At 67.7% G+C, this 23,295-nt stretch carries 18 protein-coding genes; 11 read left to right on the top strand and 7 right to left on the bottom strand.

Features of this window, described 5'->3' with window-relative positions:
- The 3 genes from AB0C02_RS29535 to AB0C02_RS29525 all read right to left on the bottom strand — a co-directional run bounded on the left by AB0C02_RS29535 (position 1) and on the right by AB0C02_RS29525 (position 4,061).
- Positions 1–2,139: an iron-containing redox enzyme family protein gene (locus AB0C02_RS29535; RefSeq protein WP_357552408.1), complete on the bottom strand. Its 2,139-nt coding sequence runs from the start codon at positions 2,137–2,139 to the stop codon at positions 1–3.
- Positions 2,140–2,350: 211 nt separating this feature from the next.
- Positions 2,351–3,382 (bottom strand): Inducer of phenazine A, encoded by a 1,032-nt coding sequence (locus tag AB0C02_RS29530; protein ID WP_357552407.1) that lies wholly within the window; start codon positions 3,380–3,382, stop codon positions 2,351–2,353.
- Between the two features lie 259 nt (positions 3,383–3,641).
- A complete protein-coding gene (locus AB0C02_RS29525) occupies positions 3,642–4,061 on the bottom strand; it encodes a hypothetical protein (RefSeq protein ID WP_357552406.1) in 420 nt (139 codons plus the stop codon).
- Positions 4,062–4,626: 565 nt separating this feature from the next.
- Here AB0C02_RS29525 and AB0C02_RS29520 point away from each other — a divergent pair.
- The 4 genes from AB0C02_RS29520 (at position 4,627) to AB0C02_RS29505 (ending at position 10,898) form a co-directional block, all read left to right on the top strand.
- Positions 4,627–6,621: an FAD/NAD(P)-binding protein gene (locus tag AB0C02_RS29520; protein WP_357552405.1), complete on the top strand. Its 1,995-nt coding sequence runs from the start codon at positions 4,627–4,629 to the stop codon at positions 6,619–6,621.
- A gap of 102 nt (positions 6,622–6,723) precedes the next feature.
- Positions 6,724–8,316: an AMP-binding protein gene (locus AB0C02_RS29515; protein WP_357552404.1), complete on the top strand. Its 1,593-nt coding sequence runs from the start codon at positions 6,724–6,726 to the stop codon at positions 8,314–8,316.
- 2 nt (positions 8,317–8,318) lie between these two features.
- On the top strand, positions 8,319–9,635 hold the full coding sequence (locus AB0C02_RS29510) for an MFS transporter (RefSeq protein WP_357552403.1): 1,317 nt from the start codon (positions 8,319–8,321) through the stop codon (positions 9,633–9,635).
- 33 nt (positions 9,636–9,668) lie between these two features.
- Positions 9,669–10,898 carry an ATP-grasp domain-containing protein gene (locus AB0C02_RS29505; protein WP_357552402.1) on the top strand — a complete coding sequence of 410 codons (1,230 nt, stop codon included), beginning with the start codon at positions 9,669–9,671 and terminating at the stop codon, positions 10,896–10,898.
- 196 nt (positions 10,899–11,094) lie between these two features.
- On the opposite strand, the gene AB0C02_RS29500 is transcribed toward AB0C02_RS29505, so the two are convergent.
- The 3 genes from AB0C02_RS29500 to AB0C02_RS29490 form a co-directional block, all read right to left on the bottom strand.
- A complete protein-coding gene (locus AB0C02_RS29500; RefSeq protein ID WP_357552401.1) occupies positions 11,095–11,658 on the bottom strand; it encodes an ISAs1 family transposase in 564 nt (187 codons plus the stop codon).
- A 392-nt stretch (positions 11,659–12,050) separates the two neighbouring features.
- A complete protein-coding gene (locus AB0C02_RS29495) occupies positions 12,051–12,260 on the bottom strand; it encodes a hypothetical protein (RefSeq protein WP_357552400.1) in 210 nt (69 codons plus the stop codon).
- Positions 12,257–12,496: a hypothetical protein gene (locus AB0C02_RS29490; RefSeq protein WP_357552399.1), complete on the bottom strand. Its 240-nt coding sequence runs from the start codon at positions 12,494–12,496 to the stop codon at positions 12,257–12,259. Before AB0C02_RS29490 ends, AB0C02_RS29495 begins: the two co-directional genes overlap by 4 nt.
- Positions 12,497–13,068: 572 nt before the next feature.
- Here AB0C02_RS29490 and AB0C02_RS29485 point away from each other — a divergent pair.
- From AB0C02_RS29485 to AB0C02_RS29455, 7 genes are all read left to right on the top strand, one after another.
- Positions 13,069–13,194, top strand: a complete 126-nt coding sequence (locus tag AB0C02_RS29485) for a hypothetical protein (RefSeq protein WP_357552398.1) — start codon at positions 13,069–13,071, stop codon at positions 13,192–13,194.
- A 51-nt stretch (positions 13,195–13,245) separates the two neighbouring features.
- On the top strand, positions 13,246–15,510 hold the full coding sequence (locus AB0C02_RS29480) for an NB-ARC domain-containing protein (protein ID WP_357552397.1): 2,265 nt from the start codon (positions 13,246–13,248) through the stop codon (positions 15,508–15,510).
- A 103-nt stretch (positions 15,511–15,613) separates the two neighbouring features.
- On the top strand, positions 15,614–16,306 hold the full coding sequence (locus AB0C02_RS29475; protein WP_357552396.1) for an alpha/beta hydrolase: 693 nt from the start codon (positions 15,614–15,616) through the stop codon (positions 16,304–16,306).
- Between the two features lie 107 nt (positions 16,307–16,413).
- Positions 16,414–17,259, top strand: coding sequence for an alpha/beta hydrolase (locus AB0C02_RS29470; RefSeq protein ID WP_357552395.1), 846 nt, complete (start codon positions 16,414–16,416; stop codon positions 17,257–17,259).
- A gap of 425 nt (positions 17,260–17,684) precedes the next feature.
- Positions 17,685–18,260, top strand: coding sequence for a hypothetical protein (locus tag AB0C02_RS29465; RefSeq protein ID WP_357552394.1), 576 nt, complete (start codon positions 17,685–17,687; stop codon positions 18,258–18,260).
- A gap of 146 nt (positions 18,261–18,406) precedes the next feature.
- Complete coding sequence (locus AB0C02_RS29460) at positions 18,407–18,934, top strand: isochorismatase family protein (protein WP_357552393.1); 528 nt, start codon at positions 18,407–18,409, stop codon at positions 18,932–18,934.
- 364 nt (positions 18,935–19,298) lie between these two features.
- Positions 19,299–19,610, top strand: a complete 312-nt coding sequence (locus tag AB0C02_RS29455) for a hypothetical protein (protein WP_357552392.1) — start codon at positions 19,299–19,301, stop codon at positions 19,608–19,610.
- Between the two features lie 242 nt (positions 19,611–19,852).
- On the opposite strand, the gene AB0C02_RS29450 is transcribed toward AB0C02_RS29455, so the two are convergent.
- Entirely contained in the window at positions 19,853–22,270 is a 2,418-nt protein-coding gene (locus AB0C02_RS29450; protein ID WP_357552391.1) for a M14 family zinc carboxypeptidase, read from the bottom strand.
- Between the last annotated feature and the right edge of the window lie 1,025 nt (positions 22,271–23,295).

The raw sequence follows: 23,295 nt of genomic DNA, 5'->3' as shown, positions 1-23,295 counted from the left end.
TTAGCCGGTCTGCCGACGGGCGGCCAATCGGCCGGCCAACCGTGGTCGTATGCCCTTGGGCGGATTCAGTGATCGGTAGCCGGTCAGTACCCGATGCCAGACTGCGGCGCGATCGATACCACCGAGCATGGTCGGCGCCGCCGCCATGTAGGTGTCGACCGCGTCGGCGGCCCATGCCGAGTGGCCGGTCGCCACGTTGTCGATGGTGTTGTGGATGTCGACGAACCGCGTGCTGTATCCGTACTTCTTGAGTGCGCGACGCGCACGCCGGTAGCTGCCGCCAACGCCGGACAACTCCATCGCCAGGTTTAGACCGAGCACCTCGGCCAGGTACGAATGGGGTAGCCGGCCTATGCACAGCCAGTACACCGGTAACTCGAAAGACTCGTCACGAAAACCGGACCACGCGCTGAACTCGGGTGTAGCGGTAGGCGGCAGGTCCACTCCCATCTCGTGAAGGACTTCGCGGTACAGCAGTGGGTGGTTCAGCCGACGCTCGCCGTTGCCCAGCTCGTCCCAGTACGTCTCGAAGAGGAAGTGCCCGACGTCCGATGGCGCGTACGCGTGGTCGGTGAATCCCTGCAACCAGCTTCCGTCGATCAGCGTCAGCGGCGCCAACTGGATGGTGGAGTCGATGAGCGCCTCCCTGGACGGCAGTGGGTCCGCCTTGGTGTCGTCGAACTCCTCCGCGTGCCGGTCGTGCTGCTGCTGCAACCAGCGGCGGAGCTCGGCCGGTTGCCACCGTTGTGGCGGTAGATGAACGGCCTGCTCCAACTGGTAACCGGAACGGCCCAGCCAATTCGTCAGGTAGGCAATCGCGTAGCGGCGCAGCGCGGGTGTGTCACGCCGATTGAGCAGCAGGTGGTACGCCTCGCGCAGGGTCGCGGGCGTCCGATCGTCATCCTCCGGAACCGGGTCCGGTAGTCGCAGGTCGACCTGGGCAGCCGAGCTGCGAGTGGGGCGGCCGTCGGCTACAGCACCATCGTCGGCGGTCCCGTGGCCACGAGACTGATCTCTGGCGTCCGGGAGAGCGCTGATCCAACGCCGGATGACCGTGATGTCCTCCGGGGAGAAGACTCGGAACATCGCCCCTCCCTCGCTGATCAGCGTGGAGGCCAACGGACTGCGGTCCGGCTCGCCCGGCCGCACCAACCTGCTTCGCGCCAGGGCGGTCAACAGGGCGCTGGGGTTGTGCTGGCTGTCGGCCAACCACTGCCGCAACGGCTGGCCGGCGAGTGGGTAGTCGCCGTGATAGACCGCAGCTTCGCGGGCACGCAGCCGCAGCAGTTCGGCCATCTCGGCCGCGGGATCAGTCACCGCGACCAACTCGCCGTGCAGAGCGTCGGTCCAGCCACGCAGTGCCCGCATCGCCCAGCGGAATCCTAGTCGGACCTGGTCGGCGGCCCCGGTGGCGCGGCCGCTCTCGGCGAGCAGGTCGCTGACGACACGTCGGCTCAGCTCCAGGCCGCTGGGTGTTTCGTCGTCGCGTGCCGCGCCCAGGTCCAGGGCGGTCCAGTCGGCGAGGTCGGGCGCCACCTGCCGGACCGCCACCAGCGGTGGCGTGAGCCCGACCGCCCGCAGGCACAGGTCGGCACCGAGGATCTCGGACCGGAATTCCACCGGGAATCGGCTGGCGAGCAACAATGGGCCGGCCAGGGCGAAGGCTTGGTCGTCGAGCTGCTCATCGCGAGCCAGCCGGGTCGCCGAGGCGGCCCACTCGGCGAGCCGCAGGGCACCCAGCAGCGTCCGGTACGCGCTGCCCCGGTCCGCGTGCGGATGACCGACGCCGATATCGCTGGCGTAGAGCGCCAAGACGCGCAATGCCGTTGCGCTATCCGCGTTCGCCGGGCAGGTCAGCCACTGCAGCCACCCGCCCGCGTGCAGGCCGAGCGGGGCGCAGCCGAGGGCGATCCGCCGGACCAGGACGGTCCGGTTGCCTGTGGGCTGCAGCAATGCCGTGAAGCGGTCCCGTTCGGCATCGGCCCAGCTGCGCACCTGTTCATCGAGCGTGGCCAGGTCAGTCGAGGTGTCGCCGTCGCCGTCGTGCAACGCGGTACGTAGTGCCGTGACCACCCGGGTACGGGGCAGGAGCGTTTCGGGGTCCGCTGCCCATACGAACCAGCTCCTCGGGCTCGACAAGGTCGCCTCCGTCGGATGATCGGCGCGGAGGACGCCGTGGTCGCGTCGCCGATCACGCATGATCATTTGCTGGCCTCGTCGAATGTCGAGAGCGGGGTCAGAACATGGGGTAGATCGAGGCGTCGTCCTTCTTCGGCTTTCGGCGGAAGATGCGGCTGAAGAGCCTGCGCAGCAGCGACATTGGTCCTTCTCCTCGGGTAGTGGCCAGCGATCACTTGAGATCGAGACCGCCGGCCAGCAGACTCGACACCAGGTCGTAGCCGTCGTCGTTGAAGTGCGCCCGGTCAACGAAGAGCCACCGGTCATCGCGGGCGACTTCGGCCAGTTTCACGTTGAGGTCCAGGAACGGTACGTCACGTGACTGGCACCACGCGCCGAGTTCGGCGGCGTACCGGCGTCCGACCTCCATCGGGGCGATGGCGCCGAACAACTTCCAGAAGTTCGACGGGTGCCTGTCGAGTTCGGCGAAGAGCAGCGCCTCACGGGTTTCGGGGTTCGTCCTGACCCAGGTGGCGAGTGGCTGGAGGACGAAGGTGATCCGTGCTCCGGTGGCGCTGGCGAGCAGTCGCCAGCGTTCGATGTCGCGGATCGTGCGCTCGACGGCCGTGCTGATCCGATCGGCTAGGTCGGGGAGGGTGGTATCGGGTTCCGGGTCGGTATGTGGCTGGCGGCGGCGCCATCCGGGCCACTTGGACCGAGTGGTCCGGCGGTGCCGTTTTCGCAGTTCGTTCATCTGCTGGTAGTACTCGCCGGAGAAGAAGAAGGCGCCGAACTCGCTCTGCGACGATCGTGGGAGACCGGCGAGGGCAAGGTTGTTGAGACCGGAAAGAATGACGACCTCCTCGACCGGCGGGAGCAGGTGCCGGTGCAGGAGGAAGAGCAGGGTCTCCTGGGTTGAGCAGTAGCCCCGGCCGCCGAAGTTCAGCCAGGCGCCCGATGGTGCGTACCGTGTCCACAACCGGGACGCGATGGTCGCCCGGTCGTTCGTCGTGCCTACCCCGAACGCGGTCGAACTGCCGACCAGCAGCCGTAACGGCCCAGCTGGCGGCGCTTCGACCGATCCGGCCATGCCGTCCGGCCCGTATGACAATCGAAAACCGAACCGGTCGGTGTTGACTACGTCGGAGCGGTAGTCGGTCCGGTGGAAGTACATCAGGTACGGCAGCCAGCGGGTTTCGGCCCGATCGACGAAGTCGGCGTACCGGTCCATCTGTGGGGTGAGCGTCTCGCGGGAAGCCTTCATTGCGATGTCACCGCTGTTGGGCTGCCGAAGGCCGGCAACACGATGAATCGCGTCATGTTGCAACACTTCCCTGATGTGGGCGCGATGGATGTCGAGCTGCAGTGCGGCGTGCCCCGCATGTTCACCATTCATGCCTTGTAGGACTACACGAATTGACGATCATGATGAGACAGCCTCCTGTCCGATACAGCGAGACTGTAGCCAAGTAGATCCGATTCCGCCAGCGTCATCGACCTTTGGTTGCTGGTTTTTCTGTCGATCATTTTGTGGCCAGGGGCAGCGGGTAGCCACGTGCAATGGTTTTGTCCGGTTGGATTCTGTACGGACAGTATTTGTGCCGATTGTTGCAATGGGCCATGTCTGCGGTATCGCTCATCTGCGGAACGAATGCCGCTGCCGGCCAGAACCGCCGATCAGCCGAGTGCGAGAGGTGTGACGTGTCCAGCTCGGGATGGTGGGCCGCCTGCCGGATGTCCACTCTGGTTGACCTGCTGACTTGATCATGGCGGGCAGTCCGAACCTCGGTTCTGTCCTCGTATGAGGATTTGCTGGCCATGCTGGCCGATTTGCTGGAACCGGAAGGATGCGGAGCCGCGGCGTTGGTCAGGGCCGAACTCGTCTCGGTCGCCGTCGTCTGCCGGCTGACCAGGTCACGCACGCAGCCGGCCAGGGGTGCCAACCCAGCCTCCGGACTGCACCTTGGACGATGGTCGGGAGTACGGGCGGCAACGTCGGCACGTGATCGAGTCGCTCGAACCGCGGCCGGTCGACATGGGCCCATACGACAGTGTTGGCCGGTGCCACACGTCGGCTGTACCTCAGCTCGGGTTGCCCTTATGGCAGTTGCGCGGAAACGCCGCCACTGGGCCGTGATCATCAGATCGTCGGTTGTTCTACCATCTGCGAAACGGCAAGTGTCAGCTTTCCGACATGCGCCCCTGGAGGTGGCGGCGGTGGAGCCGTCGGGTGTTACGTCAGCGCGACTCTCGCGGATTCATACTGTCTTCAAAGGACAAAAGCGATGGAATGCCTTGCTGCCCTCTGTCTAAAACGCCTATGACGTTGACGAATGTGGGCCGACCCGCATACGGTGACCACCGTCCTGATTCGGCTACCTGCTCAGCCGAGGAATGGCCTTTCCTCGTAACGCGCCTGGCGGTGCCATGCCGTCAGGCGGTTGACCGTCAACCGTCTCGTCGGCGGGTCGGCGCATGGGCGGCGTTCGGAACACGGGGTGGATGGTCATGTCTCATACCGTCTCGGCGGCCGCTGCGGTGGATTCGGCCGGCGCGGACTTCACCGTGGCGATCGTCGGCACCGGTCCGCGAGGGGTAGCTGTTTTCGAACGACTGGCGGTGTACCTGCGTGCCGGCACCGGGCGCGTCCGGATCCTGCTGGTCGACGCGATTGAAATGGGCGTCGGACGGATCTGGCGTACCGACCAGCCACCCTGGCTGATGATGAACACCGTCGTCGGCGAGTTGACGATGTTCTCCGGAGTCCGCGACGGAGGGGGGTGCCGACCTGGCGCGGGCTGCACCTTCGGCGAGTGGCTAGCCGCAGATGGGTCCGCCCACGGCGGGGGGCTTGGCGACAACGATTACGCGCCACGGGCTGTGTACGGCAGGTACCTCAAGCACGTGTTCGCCAAGACCCGTGTCAGCTTGCGTGGCGTCGCAGAGGTGGTGGAGATCCTCGGTAGGGTCACCGCAGTCCGCCCCTGTGGTGACCGGTACAGGTTGGAAATCGACGGCGATGGCCCGGTTGGATCCATCGATGTCGACGTTGTGGTACTGGCGACCGGTCACGGCCGCAACGACCTCACCGGCTGGGAGGCGGAACTCGCCGCCGCCGCGCGACACCATCCTGACCTGCGGTTCGTCAGCGGCGATTCAGTCGCGGACATGAACCTGGACGGTATTTCCCCCGGAACACCAGTCGGCGTCATCGGGCTCGGGTTGTCCTTCTACGACTTAGCCCTGTCGCTGAGCTTGGGCCGCGGCGGGAAGTTCCACGCCGGGTCCGACGGGCGTCTCACCTACCAGCGCAGTGGCGGGGAGCCGACTCTGATCGCCGGATCACGGTCCGGCGTGCCGATACTGACCCGGGGCATCAACCAGAAGTCAGGCACGGGAAAGTACCGACCCCGGTTCCTGACCACCGAGGCACTAGCCGAGCTTCGGGATCGGGCCGTCCGTACCAACGGGCGGCCCGCACTGGATCTGCTCGCCGATGTTCTGCCCCTGCTGATGGCCGATGTCAACCTGGTGTACGTCACCACGCTGGCGCGGCGTCGACTCACACCGGAGGCGGTGGCGGCGCTAACGGCAGACCTGGTCGCCACGGGCGGGGATGAGGTCGCCTGGCGGAAGACGACCATCGCGCACGGGTTGGGTGACATCGTGCCACTGAACCTCGTGTCGCTGGGCCGTCCTCTCGCTGGTCGCCGCTTCGAAAGCGCCGGAGCGTACCGGAGGGCCCTGACGGATCTGCTTGTCGAAGACGTGCGGGAGGCACGGCTTGGCAATGTGGAGGGCCCGCTGAAGGCCGCGCTCGACACGTTCCGGGACGCCCGCGAAACGATCCGCGCCGCGGTGGAGTTCGGTGGTCTGGACGCGTACTCGTACCGTGAGCAGTTCCGTCGGTTGGCCCCCCTGATCTCCCTCACCACCACCGGTCCACCGCCCGTACGCACCGAACAGTTCCTGGCACTACTGCGGGCCGGGGTCGTCACGGTCGTCGGCCCGGAAGCGCACTTCGGCTATGACCCGGTCCGGGGTCGGTACACGGTGGACTCCCCTGTGGTTGCCGGCTCTCGACGATACGTCTCTTGGCTGGTGGACAGCCGCGTTCCGGTCACCGATCTGCGGCGCAATCGGGACGGTCTGATCCGGCAGATCGTCGACGAGGGTGTCGCTGCCGAGTTCGTCATCGCGGGGTGCGACGATGTGTTTGCCACGGGAGGGCTGCACATCACACCGGCTGAGAACAAGGTCGTCTCCGCCGCCGGAGTACCGCACGAAGGTATCTACGCCATCGGCATTCCGACCGAGAACGTCCGATGGTTCACTCAGATCGGCAACAGCCGCCCAGGAACCCGTACATCGTTCCAGCGGGAGGCCGACGCCGTCGCGCTGAGCATTGCCCGACTCCTGAGTGCCCGCGCCCGTACGAGACCGGCCACCGGAGGGTTATCACGACCGACTCCCCGCCTGTCCCTGCAGGCCAGTTCCGCGTAAGGAGCTTCCGTGTCCGCACACGCGTCTTACCGCACGTTCCGAACCGCCCGCGACCTGTTACTACGGTATGGTCACGACCACGCCAAAGCGTATGCGGAGTTCGTGTGGCCAAAACTCGAACACTTCAACTGGGCGCTCGACTGGTTCGACCACATCGCCCACGCCAACCACGACACCGCGCTGCGGGTGGTCCGACCCGATGGCGACCAGACGGTCAGCTTCGCAGCCCTGCGCGCTGACTCGGCCCGGTTAGCAGGCTGGCTACGCACAATCGGCGTCTCCCGTGGTGATCGGGTGCTCGTCCTGTTGGACAACCAGGTCGAATTCTGGGAGTTGCAACTCGCCCTGATGAAGCTGCGCGCGGTCGTGGTGCCGGTCTTTACCACCCTCTCTCCGGCCGGGCTCGCCGAGCGGGCGGAACGGGCGGGTATCCGGCACGTCGTCGCGGACGCGGAAATCGCAACGCGCCTCAAGCTGCCCATCGAGCCACAGGTGAAGGTTGCGGTCGGCGCCGACGTGCCGGGCTGGCTGAACTACGCCGACGCGGCAGGGTCGGACGTCGAGTTCATCCCGGAGGGGCCGACGGGTGCCGACGAACCGCTCTTCTACTTCTTTACCTCCGGCACTACCTCGCGGCCTAAGCTCGTCGTACACACTCAGGTCAGCTATGCCGTCGGACATCTGTCCAGCATGTACTTCAATGGCCTGCGGCCGGGTGACGTGCATGTCAACGTATCCGCTCCGGGGTGGGCGAAGCACCCCTGGAGCTCCCTTTTCGCCCCATGGAACGCCGAGGCCACCGTGGTAACGCTCGACACCCGGTACGGCACGGCGGACCGGATTCTGGATACGCTGGCCCGGGTCGAGGCGACCAGCTTTTGTGCGCCACCGAGCGTGTGGCGGACGCTGATCCGAGCCGGTGTCGACAAACACCGGATCCAACTCCGGGAAGCGACCAGCGTCGGTGAGCCGCTCACGGAGGACATCGTCGCTACGATCCGGACCGCGTGGGGTGTGACGGTACGTAACGGGTATGGACAGTCTGAAGTGACTGCCATGGCCGGGGTCACCCCCGCAGCGGACACCGACCCCACCTCGATGGGATTTGCGTTGCCCGGTTACCGCCTCGTTGTCCGCGCTCCGGGCGGTGCTGTGGAGGACGATGACCTCGACGAGGGCGAGCTCTGCGTGGATTTGGTCGACCGGCCACTGGGGATGATGCGGGGCTACCTCGACGAGGCCGGCCCGGCCACCTCGGTCGGTAGCGGCCGGCTCTACCGCACGGGTGACTTGGTGCGCCGCGAGTCCGACGGGAGTCTGCGGTTCCTCGGCCGACTCAAGGACATCCTCTACGGCACCGGCGGTGCGCTGATCTCTCCAGTGGAACTGGAGCGCCGGCTCAGTATGCACCCGGCGGTCGATGAGGTCGCGGTGGTACCGGTGACGGCGGAGGCCGCCGCACCGGTGGCGAAGGCGTACGTCCTGCTGGCCGTCGGTTGGAACGGCTCCGCCGCGACGGCGAAGGGCATCTTCCGGCACGTCGAGGTGACCTGCCCCCGACAGCTCGCCCTGATCGAGTTCATCGACTCGTTCCCCCGGACCGAGTCCGGCAAGATCCACCGGGAGTTGCTGCGCAGCTACCCGCGTTCCGTTCAGACGGAATTCCGGGCCGCTGATCCCAGTGACGAAAACTGATCATGCTGGCATTCATCCCGCAGTTTCCGGGTCGGATGCGGTACCTGGCCGGTATGGCCATCGACTCCATGGGCAGCGGCCTTTACCTACCGTTCTCACTGTTGTACTTCCATCACGTGTCCGGGCTGCCGCTGACAACGGTCGGTGCCGGTATGAGCGTGGCCGCGCTCATCGGCCTCGCCGGCAACCCGATCGGTGGTGCGCTGGTTGACCGCTTCGGTGCCCGCCAGGTCGTGGTCGGCGGCTACCTGATCCGGGCAGCCGGGTTCGCCTACTACCTGACGGTCCACAACGTCAACGAGCTCATCGTGGCCACCACTCTGGTGGCCCTCGGCGACAGGTCCTTCCCACCCGCAATCCAGGCCCTGATGTCCGAGCTATCGGTTGGGGTCAGCCGGAACCGGATGATGGCTCTGCAACGCGCCGTACGCAACGCCGGCCTCGGCCTCGGGGGACTGGCCGCCTCCATTGCGCTCGGCTCGTCGGTGGCCTTCGCATACCAGTTCATCGTCGTCGCCGACGCGGTGAGTTTCCTGGTGGCCGCCCTGCTGATCATCAGCATCAGAACCGGTCGCCGAGTCGCCGAGTCTGCTCCGGGACCGTCGGTCGGCCCACCGCCAAGTTACCGGACCGTGCTACGGGACAAGGCGTTCGTCCAACTCACGCTGACCAACGTGCCCGTGGCGCTCTGCTACAACGCGCTGTTCAGTCTACTACCGATCTTCACGATCGAGGCGCTGCACGCGGACGCTCAGCTACCGGGCCTGATCTTCGCCCTGACGACCGCCGTCGTCTCGCTCGGCCAGATCCCGATCAGCCGGCTACAGGAGAGTAGTCGTCGTACCCGCGGCGCCGCGCTCGGCGCGGCGGTCTTCGGCACGTCCTGCCTGGGGTTCGCCGCCCTCGTCTGGCTTCCCAGCGGGCCGTTGGTGCCGATCGCGCTCATCGCGATGTCGATGTACTACACCGTCGGCGAACTGCTGCACAGCACACCGTCCTGGTCGCTCGCCGCGGCTGCGGCACCAGCCACGGTCCGGGGGCGCTACCTGGCTATCTACCAGCTATCGTTCTCGCTGGCCGGCGTCATCGCGCCGGCACTGTTCACCACCTTGATTGCACTTGACGCGCAGCTCGTCTGGGTCCTCGTCGGACTCGGGGCGATTTTGGCCGCGGCCAACCTGGTCCGATTGGAAAAGAGACTGCCTGCCGACGTGGTGGCCTCGCCCGCCGCCTCGGACGCTGCGGCGCTGGCTGCCGCCTCGGCGGCTCCGGCCCCGGACGCCGCAGCCAACGACACCGCCGGGTACGTCGACCACTAGGCAACTGCGACCGAGGACACGTGGAGAATGCCTATGAAGAACAGCCGGCTGCTGATGGTGATGCCGTACCCGTATCTAGCCCAGCGGGCAGTGGCCGAGGGCTTCCGGGTCTTCGCGCTGTGGGACCCGGCCCTGGAAAGCGGCGACTATCTGCGCACCGTCGAACGGCACTGTGAGGCGCTGGAGTTCGTTGACTTCACCGACGAGTCGGCGCTTCGTGCCCGGGTCCGGGAGATGGCTGCCCGCTATCACGTCGACCGCATCCTCCACCTCGGACGTGAGGAAAGCATGCTGACCGTCTACGAGGTGGCCGCTGAACTCGATTTGGCGACGAATCCGCCCGAGGCGATCCGGGCACTCAACGACAAGGCAGCCATGCGGCAGCTACTCGCCTCGGCAGGGCTGTCGCCGGTACGGTGCGTCGAGGTGTCGACCGCTGACCGGGTGCCCGACGTACTGGACCGGTTCGCCATGCCGGTCATCACCAAGCCGACCCGGATGGCGGGCAGCCGAGGGGTGCGGCTGGTCCGGACCATCGAGGATCTCGACGAATGGCGACGCCAACTCGACCGGTACGGCTACACCGGCCCAGTACTGGTCGAGGAGTACCTTGAGGGTTCCGAGTACAGCGTCGAGACGATCAGTGTCGCCGGCCAGCACCACGTTCTCGGGATCACCGCCAAGCAGCTCCGGCCGCCACCTGGGTTTGTGGAGATCGGTCACGTCTACCCTGCACCCCTGAACACGACGGACCGGTTGGCGATCGCGGAGGTGGTCACTGCGCTGCTTCAGGCCGCCGACTACCAGTTCGGGCCAGCTCACACCGAGGTCATCCTCACCCGGCAGGGTCCACGGATCGTCGAGTCCCAGGCCCGGCTGGCCGGTGACCGGATCCCTCGGCTGGTCGAGCTGGCCACCGGCATGGATCCGGCCGTGACCATCTTCCGGGCACTCGCCAGTGCCCCCGTCGAGCCAGTTCAGCCGAAAAAAGCCGCCGCCATCTCCTTCTTCGAGCTGGAGCCGGGCCGGCTGCTGGAATTGACCGGTCTCGACGAGATGCGTCGGCTCCCCTTCGTGGACACGGTGGTGTTCCATCATGAAGTCGGTGACGATCTGCCCGAGGTGATCGACAATCGGACCCGGCACGGTTATGTCATCGTCACCGCACCGACACACGACGACCTGGCTCCCCGGATCGCTGAGGCGCGCCGGTTGTTGCGGGTGGTGATCGCCTCCACGGTGCGCTCAGGCGGGCACGGCTGAACGCAGGGCTATTGCCTAGTCGGGCTACTCCTGGTCACCGCGTCGATGAGGTTTCCGGGGGGCGGCGGCTGGCGCGTCTGGTGGCGCGGGCGATGTTGGGTTCACCGTTGCTGCGGTGGTATCCGACTGCGGTGTTACGGAGGGTGGCGAAGACTGCGGGTCCGTTGCCGGTCCGGGCTTGATGGGCGTCCTCACGTCACGTGACATCACGGACGTAGTGCAGGCGATTCTCGATATGCCATTCCGTGCGCGCCCAGGTGCCCAGGTCGGAGGGCTGGGCCTGGTCGGCGGGCAGGGACACGGTCAGGTAGGCCGTCTCGCGGGTCGTCTGGCCGTTGATGGTGCGGGTCCGGGTGATCCTGACGGCCTGCTGGGCGTGGGGGAAGCCGATCCCGCCTGGCGTGGCCACGGTGACGGCTTTGACGGTGTGGGTCTCTGTGCGGCCGTGGCCGGTCTCGCGGGTCCGGGCCCCGACCGGGACCTGTGCCCAGGGCTGGGCTTTGAGCTGGGCGAGGGTGGCTGGCTGATTGGCTTTGACCGTGACCATCAGGTGGGCGCCGGCGGTGGCGAACAGGTCGGCGTGCCCGGTCTGGACGTGCAGGGCATCCGCGACGACCAGGACGTCATTCAATGATCCGAGCTGGGCGGCCACCCGCTGCATCAGCGGTGTGAACGCCGGGATTTCGTTGGACTTCGCCGCGATCTGCACCTGGGCGAGCACGATGCCGGTGCTGGTGTCGTACGCCGAGAGCAGATGCACCTGACGCCCGTCGGCGAGGCGGGCACCGCGGACGACCTTGCGTCAACGGCGATGACCAGCCGCCACCGCCGTCCGACCACCACGACCGGCGCGGTCCGGGACCGCATCCACCAGGCGAGGACCTGCGACAGCACCTCGGCGTCGATGCGGGTCAGCAGCCGCCACACCGTCGTGGACGCAGGAACCCACATTGCCCCTTACCACCGCAGAGCGCGCACAGTGCTTCGACCGGTCCGCTGTCCTCCGTCAGGACGACGACGCGGCCCGGGCAGGGCGTCACGGCCCCCTCGCATGTCGCGACGATCGCAGAATGCCCGATGTGGGTTGGTGAGGGCTGCGCCGGTGGGGTGCGCCCGGCCCGTAGAGGTAGCGGGTCGTTCGTCGGCCGGAAGTCAGCGGCGGCGCGCGACCGCCGGCTGCTCCTCGTCGTGGGTCAGGGCCAGACTGATCGCACGGTCGAGCACCGCGGCACGGTCGACTGGTGCCAGGTACGCGAGGACCCTGGTGGCCTGACAAATCGCCAAGCCGATGCGCAGCGGGTGAGTCGAGCTCAGCAGGCCGGCGATTCGGGCGACCAGGTCCTCGGACCTCACGTCCGTCACCGGCTCCATGGCGGCTTCTCAGCCCGGGGGCCGGCCGGGGAAGTCGCGGCGGGATGGGTCCGCCGCTCGGCAAGGACGGGCATGATGCCGTCGAGCTTCGGCCCCGACGTACGCGTGTCATCGATCCGCGGGTGGCCGCTGTCGGTGGGTGGGCCGGCGGTGCCGCACCCCAAGCGGGGGTTGACGGCGGCCTGACCGACCCGGATCGAGGACGGCCCGGTGAGGGTATCGGTCATGGAAACGGTGTTCCCTCCAAGCGTTGGGGTGGCCTCGGTCTGGTCGACTCACCGGCCTGCGAGGGTGCAGTCCTGTGTGTCGGCCGGTCGATTGTCACGGAGTCGACCGTGATGGGCCGCCCCTGGCGCCTACGGAATTCCTGGATGACCCGCCCGCCGTCCCGACGCGGCCAGCGTTCGAACCGGGATGAACCGTGTGCTGCGGGTCGCCTCAACCTTCATGGTCGACGTGACCTCGGGCGACATGCTGACCTGGTGGCGAAGGTCCGCGACGGTGAGCAGATGCGGCGGGCCCGAAGATCGATGAAGATGAGGCTGCGCTGGCCCGGTCGCTGACCGACGAGGGCACCCTCGAACCCTTCGCTGGTCGTCCAACAACACTCGTCACCGTCCATGATCGGCAGCGTCGTCCCAGTCGACCTGGATGTTAACGCCGCCGCCCGCACCGAGCTTGGCCCGGACGGACTGCGTTTCACCTCCCTGTCTCCCGGGTTCGTCGAGACCGAACGGGTCGCGGCGACGGCCTGCCGAAACCGTTCGCGACCAGCCAGGCCGACGCGGCCCGACACACCGTGCGCGCGATCGAGCGGGAACGCCGCAACGCGCCGTTCCCGGCGCCGACCGCGGTTCTCGTGCGCGACTTGCGGACGCTGCCGGCGACGGCTCGGGAATCGGTGCTGCGCCGGCTGGCCCGCTGACCGAAATCCCGGGGGTTCCGGTGGCGGAGCTGACTCGGTGAGAATGGGTTGATGGATGGCGACGGATCGTTCGCGGTGGTGTTGCGGGCCGCCCGTCACGGCGCCGGTCTGACGTTGGAGGAGCTGGCCGAAGCATCCGGAGTCAGCGTCCGAGCGCTGAGCGACATGGAGCGCGGGCGGGCGTTGGGGCCGCAGCGCCGCACGGTCGTGTCGATCGCGGACGCCCTGAAGTTGGCTGGGGCGGCCCGGGATCAGTTCGTCGCGTTGGCCAGGGCGGGCCGTGCCCGGCCAGCGTATCTGGCTGCGGCACCCGGGCTGTGTGAGCTGCCCGGGTCGATCGGAGACTTCACGGGCCGCGACGCCGAGCTGGCATGGATCTTCCAGCTGGTCGACCAGCGGGCCGAGGCCGCCGGTCGAACAGGGGTGGCGGTCATCTCCGGCAGTGCCGGGTTGGGTAAAACCACCCTGGCCGTGCGAGCGGCACACCGATTGCGGGACCAGTTTCCCGGCGGTGTGCATTTCGTCGACGCGTTGGGCATGAGCGGACATCCCGTGGACAGCGGCGAGATCCTGGCCCGGGTTCTACGGGCACTCGGTGCGCGTGGCCCGCATATTCCCGAAGACCTTGCCGAACGGGCGGGGCGCTACCGGCAGCTCCTGCGGGAGCGGCGCGTCCTGGTCGTGATCGATGACGCCGCGTCCGAGGCACAGGTACGGCCGCTGGTACCGGGTGACGGCGACAGCCAGCTGCTGGTGACCAGCCGGCGGATGCTGGCGGGGCTTTCGGGCGTGCAGCGCCTGCACCTCGGTCCGATGCCCGCCCTCGACGCACACGACCTGCTGAACCGCATCGTCGCCGAGCGGGCCGGCGCATCGGCCGCCGAGGATCTGGCCGACCTGGTCGACCTGTTGGGCGGCCTGCCGCTGGCACTGCGGATCGCGGGCAACCGTCTCGTCTCGCGACCACAGTGGGGCGTCGCGGACCTGGTGCGCCGGCTGTCGATCGCCGAGCGGCGGCTGGACCAGCTCAGCGCGGGCGACCTGAAAGTCGCCGCCGCGTTCGAAATGTCCTACGGGCAACTGCCTGACCCCGCCCGCGCGCTGTTCCGGCGGATGGCGGTGGTGCCCGGGGCGGACTTCAGCGCCGAGTTGGCCCAGGTGATCGCGGAGGTACCGCTGCCGGTCGCCGAAGACGAACTCGACGACCTCGTCGACCTCAGCCTGCTGGAGACCGCGGACGGCGGCCGATACCGGCTCCACGACCTCGTTCGGCTCTACGCCAACCGGTGCCTACAGCACGAGGAACACCCCGACGATGTCACGGCCGTACAGCGGCGAATGGTCGACTGGCTGCTGACCACCCTCGGCGACGCCGGCACGTGGTTCGGACCGAACCCGCCGGACGCGGCCGACTCCGCGTTCCAGACCGCCGAGCACGCCGAGGCGTGGATCCGCACGGAGGCCGACCACTGGTACCCGGCACTCACGGCCGCCGCCGGCGACGGCGACCACCAGGCCGTGGTCGACACCGTCCGCACCCTGCGCTGGATCCCCGACCGGTGGGCGCACTGGCCGCACTGGCCCGCGTTGTACATGCGGGCCGACGACTCGGCGGCAGCACTTGGGGCGCCAGATCGGCAAGCCGAGTTCCTGACCGCGCTCGCGTGGACCTACACCCAGCCCGGCCGTGATTTCCATCCGGCCCTGGCGTACGGCGAACGCGCGCTGGCCCTGGCCCGGGGCGTCGGCGACCTCGGGCAGGAAGGCCGGGCATGGCTGGTCATCGCCCGCGCCCAGAGCATGCTGGGCGACCTGCACGCCGCCCGAGACGCGGTCCAAGCCGCGGCCGACGGGTTCGAACAGACCGGCGACGCCGACGACTACTGCCAGGCCCTGATCGGGCATGGGGCGATCACCATGGCCCTGGGCGAACTCGACGAGTCTGTCAGCAGCTTCCGGCAGGCTCTCGCCATGGCCGACAACCCGGCGGCGTCCGGTATGACGGCGTCGAACGCGGAGGCGACGCTGCCGTTCATCCTCGGCCACCTGGCCCGAGCCCTCGGCCGCGCCGGCCGCCCCGGCGAGGGCGTGCCGCTGGCCGAACGCGGCGTGGCGACCTCCGCGCAAATGCGCAACGCCGACGCGGAGGCGGCGATTCTGCTCATCCTCGCCGAGGAACTCTACGACGACACCCAGGCTACGAAGGCACAGGCGAGCCTGCTGCGGGCGGCGGACATCTACGAGTCGATCGGGCAACACGACGAAGCCGCCCGCCGCCGAGAACAAGCCGCAGCACGGACAACCGCCGGCAGCTAACAGTTCTGCATGGTGTTCTGCCTGGGCCGCGGCGCCCGCAACGGCTTGCATGGAGGGCAAGCGGCGGGCGCGGTGCCCGCCCCGGGTGCTCCAGGAGAATGCCATGAGCACACAGATCCGCAACGTCGTCCTGGTCCACGGCGGGTTCGTCGACGGCTCCGGCTGGCAGGCCGTGCACCGGCTGCTGACCGCCGACGGGCTCAACGTCACCGCGGTACAGAACCCCACCCTGTCCCTCGACGGCGACGTCGAGGCGACCCGGTTCATCCTTGACGACCTTGACGGCCCGGCCGTGTTGGTCGGCCACTCCTACGGCGGCGCGGTCATCACCGAGGCCGGTACCCACGACAACGTCGCCGCGCTGGTCTACATCGCCGCGTTCGCCCCCGACAAGGGCGAGTCGGTCAACACCCTGATCAGCGGGTTCCCGACCGACGGCCCGCAGCCGCCGATCCTGCCGCCCCGCGCCGGCTGGCTATTCCTCGACCGCTCGAAGTTCGCCGGCTCGTTCGCCGCCGACCTGCCCGCCGCCGACGCCGCCTTCCTCGCCGACTCGCAGGTCCCGTGGAACGTCGCCGCCCTCGGCGGCGTCGTGACCGAGCCGGCGTGGCGGTCCAAGCCCGCGTTCTACCTCGTCGCCACCGACGACCACATGATCCCGCCACCCGCCCAGCGGACGATGGCCGCCCGCGTCGGCGCGGTCACCACCGAGGCGATCGGCAGCCACGCCGTCTACGTCTCCCAGCCGGGCGCGGTCGCTGACCTCATCCGCCAGGCCGCGAACACGGACCGCTGACCCCTGCCACACCCCGTTTGCCGGACAGACGTTGATGTAGCGGGTGCGTTCATCCGCTGTTGCCGTTCCAACAACGAAGCACAGCTCGCAGGAATGAGGAGATCACATTGGATGCGCATGTTTCACGCCGCAACCTGTTGGCGACCGGCGCGGCGGTGGCCGGAGCCGCAGCGGTGATGGCCAGTCCGTTCGGTACGGACACCGCGGCCGCGGCCACGGCTGGCCGGTCCAACCCGAAGGTCAAGCCGACGATCGTGTTGGTGCACGGCGGGTATGCCGATTCGTCGTGCTGGAACCAGACCCTGGCCTACCTTCAGGGCGAGGGCTACACCACGATCTGCGGGGCGAACCCGCTGCGAGGTATCCCGACCGACGCCCCGTACATCGCGAGTCTGCTGGACTCCATCCCCGGGCCGGTCGTGCTGGTCGGCCACTCCATGGGTGGCACCGTCATCACCAACGCCGCGGCCGGCAAGAGCAACGTCAAGGCGCTGGTCTACATCGCCGCGTTCGTGCCCGACGTCGGCGAGACGCAGGGTGACCTGATCAACAAGTTCCCCGGCAGCGAGGTCCTGCCCGTCAGCGTGCCGGTCTCGTACACGAAGGCCGACGGCACCACCGGAACCGACCTGTACCTGAGCCCGAACGGCCAGGCCGCGTTCGCCGCGGACATCTCCAAGCACGCCTTCCAGCTCCTGCAGGCCACCCAACGACCGTTCGACGCCGACTCCTTCATCTACCCGACGACGGCCGCCGCGTGGCACACGGTCCCCGTGTGGGGGCTGGTCGCCGGTCAGGACAAGGCCATTCCGCCCGCAGCCGAGCGTTGGATGTACCGCCGTGCCAACGCCCGCAAGATCGTCGAAGTGCCGACCTCGTCCCACTGCGCGATGCTCAGCCACCCGCAGGTCGTCGCGGACCTCATCCACCAGGCCGCCAAGGCGACAAGCTGACTCAAAGGCCCCGAGCCCGGCAGCCATCCCGCCGGGACATAGCCAGCCCCGGCCTACGCACCACAGGCCAGGGCTGGTCCGTCTGATGCCCGCTGGCGAGCGGATGAGTTTGGCCGGCCATCGCCATCAGGGCGGTCGCCACTGCCTCGATGTCGGCCTTGATGTATGTCGTGGTCGCCGGTCCGGTGGAGTTGGTATGGCCAGCGACGGCGCGGGCGATGCCGTAGCCGAACTGGCGTTCGACCCATGCGCAGCTCAGGTGCGTCGAACCACGACCGACGCCCGGCACCGTCGGCACGCGAATCCACACCGAGGGCGACGACGAAGGGTGACCGGTCGCCGGGCCCCCGCGCGCACGGTGCCATGAGCGTGCGCGGCCGGGATAATGGTCGCCGAGTAGGCGGTGTCGCCAGGACAATGCTGAGGTGGATGTTCCCGAACTGCTCGATCGGGCTGCGCCGATGGTTCCGGCGAGCGCCACCAACGATGCCGGGGCGACCGTCGCCGACGTAAGACAGCACGTTCAGCACAACGACTGGGGCCTCGCCCTTGATCTCCTCGCCAACCTCGACGGCTGGCCTGCCGGTGCGCAATGGTGGGACCTGCTGATCGAGGCCGCGGAGTTGATGTGGCTCACCGACACGGCCGCATGGTGCCGATGCCGGCGCTGGGAGAGCATCCATGGGGTCATCCGTGCCGAGCTGACGCTCGTGTCGGTCGCTGATGGTGGTCGGCGAATCCCGATACCCGGTAAGGGCGTGTTGCGGCCGCTATGGCACATCGGCCAGCACATGCCCGAGGGCCACCGCAATCTTCGTGTCGCACGAATCTGGGTCGAGAACGCTCCAGAGCTGACACCCGGAGCGACGGGAATGATCCGTCTGGCGCCCCTGAGTCCAGAGGCGTGGCGTGATCTCCGACGTGCCCAGACGATCACCATGCACGAAGGTCTGCCCGTACGAGGAACTGCCACAATCACCGAAATCTCGACTCCACGCTGACCAGGGCGATGGTTGGCCCTCATGGCAAAGCGCCGCTCGGCGACGGCGGCTGACACTTGTTCGGAAGTCGCGCCGTGCCCGGTCGCTCCGCCGGCCCCGAGTGGAACGCGGCAGGTCCGTGCACCGATACGCGATCATCGACGCGTATGCTCGTCGGCATGACGCTTGCGGCCACCCGGACGGCGTTGATAGCGGTCGATCTGATGCCTCGCATCGTTGACCAGAACCTGGGTCCGCACCGTGGTGCCGACGTCGTGAACCGGGCGGCCCGCCTGGCCGCCGCGCTCCGAAGGGCCGGCGGCACCGTGGTGTTGGTCCGAGTCGAGCGGCCGAACATCGCCGAACAGCCGCCGGGTAGCGGCTTCGTTCCGGAGATGGAACCGAAGGACGGGGACGTCGTCGTAGTGAAACGCACGATTGGCGCCTTCTACGGCACTGATCTGGCCGCTCGGTTGCGCGAGCGCGGCGTCAACACCGTCGTCATGGCCGGACTGGCTACCACCATGGGGGTCGAGTCGACCGCACGGGCGGCCGCCGACCACGGTTTCCAGGTGGTGTTCGCAGCCGACGCGATGAGCGGGATGACGACGACCGAACACGAACATGCCCTTGCCGTAGTCCTGCCCCGGTTCGGCGACGTCCTCGACACCCAGCAACTTCTAGCTCAACTCTGACTCACCCAGCTGAGCCCGCCGTGCTCCGTGCCCGAGCACATGGTTCTAGACACGTCCGGACGTCCTCGCACCTGGATGCGCCACGGTGGCGACTACCGAGGGTGACGGATGTGTCGGCACCGCCGCGCATTGCCTACGGCATGAGCGTGCATTGCCGCCGAGGTCTCGGGGCGGCCTGGAGGTCGGGTGCGCGGTTGCGTCGAGGACGCGGACGCGGCGGCTGGTGCGCTCGATGACCGCGAGGACGTACATCCGGGTGCCGGTGAGCGTGAACGTCTCGATGAAGTCTGCTGCCAGCAGGGCTTCGGCCTGCGAACGGAGAAACTGGGTCCAGGCCATGGCAGCCCGGCCCGGGGCGGGATTGATGCCGGCCTCACGCAGGATCTCCCTGACCGGTGCTGAGCGCGGCGAGACCACCTTCGCCCGGCAGCACATGGGCTGGACGGTTACCGAGGTGAGCAACCAGTCGACCAGGTACTGCCCCGAGCCGTCCTCGTGGCCGGTCGTCGCCGCCGCGTGCGATAAGGCGGGCCTGCCGCATCCCGGCAGGTTCACCACCGCGTTCCAGTTCCGGCGCTGCCCGGCCTGCGACCAGCTCACCATCGTCAAGGACCACGACTTCACCTGCGCCGCGTGCGGCCGGGAACTGCCGACCGCATGGAATGCCTCCCGTTGACGCGGTTCAGTGCCTGACCTACACGACCCATTCGGGAAGCGCTCCACGTACCGCGCCGAGTGACCGGAACCTTTCCAGCCCGTATTGGGCTGGGCTGCGGGGTCGACCACGGCCCCGAAATCGATTCTCCTCCCAGAGCGCGACGACCCTGGGTGCACGAGGAGGTGGCCGCCAGCTACGAAGGCTGGCGGCCACCTGCGGTTCACCGGGTGGGGGCCGACGCTCGGCACCCCTCCGTAGAGCTAGCTCTTCGGCACGTTGAGCTCCCGCTCCTGGACCGATTCGACGTTGCCCGCGAAGTCCACCGCGAACCACTTGACGGTGGTCTTGGCGTTGATGGTGATGTGCTCCGCGCCCTCACGGTAGGCGTTGGAAGCGAGCTTCCGCGACGAGGTCGTCGGAGTGCTGCCGTCGAGGGTGTAGTAGATGTTCGACGCCTCGTTCACCTTGAAGGTGAAGGTGGTGACACCGGGAGCCTTGGACTTGACGAGCAGCTCGGACACCGGCGGGGTCTTGTCCGCGGCGAACTTCTTCGCCACGTCGAGGATCGCGATCTGGCCGCTGGAGAACTCCATCGCCTCCTCGTGACCCTCGGCGAAGTTCGGCTGGAAGCCGACCGCCTGCCACGTCCGGGTGTTCGGGTTGTACAGGTCCGCACCGACCTCGAAGCTCCAGCCGATGATGCCCCGGTTGTACCAGTGCGCGTCGGAGCTGTTGCCGGCCGCCGAGTAGAGCACGTCGGCGATCGGTCCGGTGCGGCCCGGCCAGATCGCCGTGCCCCGCCAGGACTGCACCCCGGACAGGACCTTCTCCGAGGCCTCCCAGAAGTAGTTCTCCGTGCCGAAGTCGGGCCGGGGGAGAACCTCACGGCCGGCGGTCTTGTAGGCGCCCGGCGCCCACATGAAGTACCCACCGTAGGAGTGCGTGTTCATCGAGAACTTGATATTCGGGAACTGGCGGATGATCCAGTCCTCGTTCTTCGCCTCCGGCTCGGAGATCTTGCCCGGGCCGGCGTAGGTGTCGCTGGTGCAGCTCGACGAGGCACCGCTGTAGCCGTCGAACAGCGAACCGACGTCCTGGTTGCGGTTCAGGTCGACACCCCACGAGTTGCGGTACGCCGGGTCGGAGGCGCTGACGGCGCAGTGGTTGGTCATGTTACGACGCTGCATGTTGTAGTCGTACATGCTGTAGTGCGCGCCATCCGGGTTGGTCACCGGCAGGATGAAGATGTCCAGGCCGTTGACCAGGTTCCGGGTCTTGGCGTCCTGCTCGTAGTTGCGCAGCAGCCGCTCCGCGGTCTCCAGGCAGGTGATCGGGGTGACCCACTCCCGGGCGTGCTGCTGGCAGTAGAGGTAGACGCCCGGCTTCGAGCCGTCCTTGGCGCGACCGATCCGCAGCATCTTCATCTGGAACGGGTCGCGGGAGACGCTGGCCGGCGCCTTGAGGTAGTCGGTCAGCTTGGTCAGGCCGGCGGTGGCGACCACGCCCGTGCCGGCGTTGCCCCGGTAGAGGCTCGCCGTGAGCAGGGCGGAGGCGGCGGCGTTGCCGTTAACCGCCGCGACCGCCTGGGCGGCGGTGCTGGTGACGGCGCCGGAGCCGTTGGTGGCCAGCGAGACCACCACGTTATTGTCCGTCACCGAGACGCCGAGGGGCTGGTTGGCCCCGCCCGGGTTGACCACCGACATGGTGATGTCGTTGCCGCCCTCGTGACCCCACGCCTTCGACGTCACGTACAGGGTGCTCGCCGCCACCGTGCCGAACTGGGCCTGCGCCTTGCGGCGGTAGCCGTTCGTCTTGTACGGCAGGTCGATCAGCTGGGTGAGCTTCGGGAACTCCTGGGAGAGCGCCGTGATCCGGTTGGTGATCTCGGTCGGGTCCATGTAGTGGTCGACGAAGTCCGCGACGTAGTGCTCACCCGGCTCCGGCTGGTTCTTCCCCAGCCACTTGCTCACCGCGGCCTTCTTGGTGCCGCCCTTGTTGCTGGTGAAGACCACCTTGTCCGGCACCGGGCTGTTCAGGGCGAGCGGCGAGGTGAAACGGTGGTACATGTACTGCCCGGCGTCGGTGAACCGGGACATGGTCGCGGTGCCGCCCGAGCCCGCCGCGGTGTTCACCCCGCTGTCCCAGCGGGCGGTGAGCACGGTCGCGGAGTCCACCGCGCTCGACTTCACCTCGAACGACAGGAAGCGGTTGCCGTTCAGGCTGGTGAACCACTCGGCCCGCAGCACGGTCAGCGTGTCCTCCGCCGCTGCGGCCGACTCGGCCGCCGCGATGGCCTCCTGCCGCTCCGCCGTGTTCTCGGCGTAGTCGTCCTGGTCGGCGATCTTGCCCTGGACGTTGAAGCCCATCGCCCGTAGGGAGTTGGTCTCCTCGGGGCTGAGGACGGCGTGCACCTCGATGCCCTCGTCCAGCGGCTTGACGTACTCGACGAGGTCGACACCGAGGTCGGCGAGGCGGTCGACCTCCGCCCGGTCGGCGGCGACGATGCGCATCAGCGCCACGCCGTTCTGCTCGCTGCTGGATTCCAGCAGCGGCTTCACCTGGCCGTCGGGCGAGGACGGGCTGGCGATCGTGGGAAGGGCGGTGAGGGCGATGGCCAACGGCACTGCGAGCAGTGCGCCGAGCCGTCCCACATTCCCCGGTCTTCTGATGCTCCGCATAGGAGACTCCATCCGGAAGGAGGTGCGTGAGAACCGCCCGCAGGCAGGGTGTCGCCGGGGCGGCCCTCGTCGCAAATTGGTTGTGGCGAAGTGTGTTGCTCCGACTACCCGATGTCAAGATCAATCGACCATTCGCGCAGTCCTCTCAGCTGATGGGCGTACTTCTATTTCGTCTTGTGGCCAACTTGAAATTCTCGATCGACTTCGGTATTGCTCTCCGATGGATCGGAGCTGGGAGTTCGCCCGGAAGACGAGGTCGACGGCGGTGGCGGTCCACTTGAGTCCGCCCGTGGCTCGGCCCAGCAGACGACGACGACCTTGTCGGTGGGCGGCCTAGGTGTGGGCATGACGGGGTGCTCCCTTCACGACAGAGCAGGGCATGGGTGAGCGTGCGGTGGCCAAGCGTTCGACGGATGAGCCCGGTCATATGCCGAGGCGGCGGGACCAGCAAGCGGCTGATGCGCCTACCTGGGCGTGAGCTGTATTTCACGACGAACGGCGATCATGGATTCGTGGTAGACATCGCCTTCTGACATGAACTCCCACGACAGCCGGCCGGTTCCTGCTACGCGGACCAGCGGCGAAGTCACGCGCTGCTCGTCTGGCTGAGGGCAGGGAAGTCGATGGTGGCGGGGGAGTGGTGCGACAACTCCTTTACTCGGCCGCTTTATGCTTCGGCCGACCTGGACAAACGTGCGTGAGCATGCCGCTGGGCCACCGGACTACCGGGGGTCTTGTGCTTTAGCATCGTGGCGCTCGTCGGCGGACTCCTCGACGACAGAACAATTTCAGACAAACCGGCACACCTGAGGCTAAGCAGTTTGATTACTGATCCACAGTGGTCATAGAATTTCCGTTGTCGGGCGTTTTGTTCGGGATGCGGTCGGCGGAGAGCCGGGCTTGTCTGCTATTCGAGTCCGGGTGGTGTCAGGACGGTGGCGGGTGAGCCGGAAGTTGGCGTTGGCTGAGGGCGAGGCGGTGCGGACCGCGTGTGCTCGTGGGCTGCTGCGAACGGGGCTGGATGA

This window comes from Micromonospora sp. NPDC048999 (assembly GCF_040649295.1).
Lineage (GTDB): Bacteria > Actinomycetota > Actinomycetes > Mycobacteriales > Micromonosporaceae > Micromonospora.
The sequence above is the reverse complement of the archived record's forward strand: the minus strand, read 5'-3'. Positions and strand labels throughout refer to the sequence as shown.

Coding starts and splice junctions, on each gene's coding strand:
- AB0C02_RS29460 (WP_357552393.1), top strand. CDS start 18,407: ATGCTCGTCGGCATGACGCTTGCGGCCACCCGGACGGCGTTGATAGCG.
- AB0C02_RS29490 (WP_357552399.1), bottom strand. CDS start 12,496: ATGACCGATACCCTCACCGGGCCGTCCTCGATCCGGGTCGGTCAGGCC.
- AB0C02_RS29530 (WP_357552407.1), bottom strand. CDS start 3,382: ATGAAGGCTTCCCGCGAGACGCTCACCCCACAGATGGACCGGTACGCC.
- AB0C02_RS29510 (WP_357552403.1), top strand. CDS start 8,319: ATGCTGGCATTCATCCCGCAGTTTCCGGGTCGGATGCGGTACCTGGCC.
- AB0C02_RS29505 (WP_357552402.1), top strand. CDS start 9,669: ATGAAGAACAGCCGGCTGCTGATGGTGATGCCGTACCCGTATCTAGCC.
- AB0C02_RS29520 (WP_357552405.1), top strand. CDS start 4,627: ATGTCTCATACCGTCTCGGCGGCCGCTGCGGTGGATTCGGCCGGCGCG.
- AB0C02_RS29455 (WP_357552392.1), top strand. CDS start 19,299: ATGCCGGCCTCACGCAGGATCTCCCTGACCGGTGCTGAGCGCGGCGAG.
- AB0C02_RS29480 (WP_357552397.1), top strand. CDS start 13,246: ATGGATGGCGACGGATCGTTCGCGGTGGTGTTGCGGGCCGCCCGTCAC.
- AB0C02_RS29450 (WP_357552391.1), bottom strand. CDS start 22,270: ATGCGGAGCATCAGAAGACCGGGGAATGTGGGACGGCTCGGCGCACTG.
- AB0C02_RS29475 (WP_357552396.1), top strand. CDS start 15,614: ATGAGCACACAGATCCGCAACGTCGTCCTGGTCCACGGCGGGTTCGTC.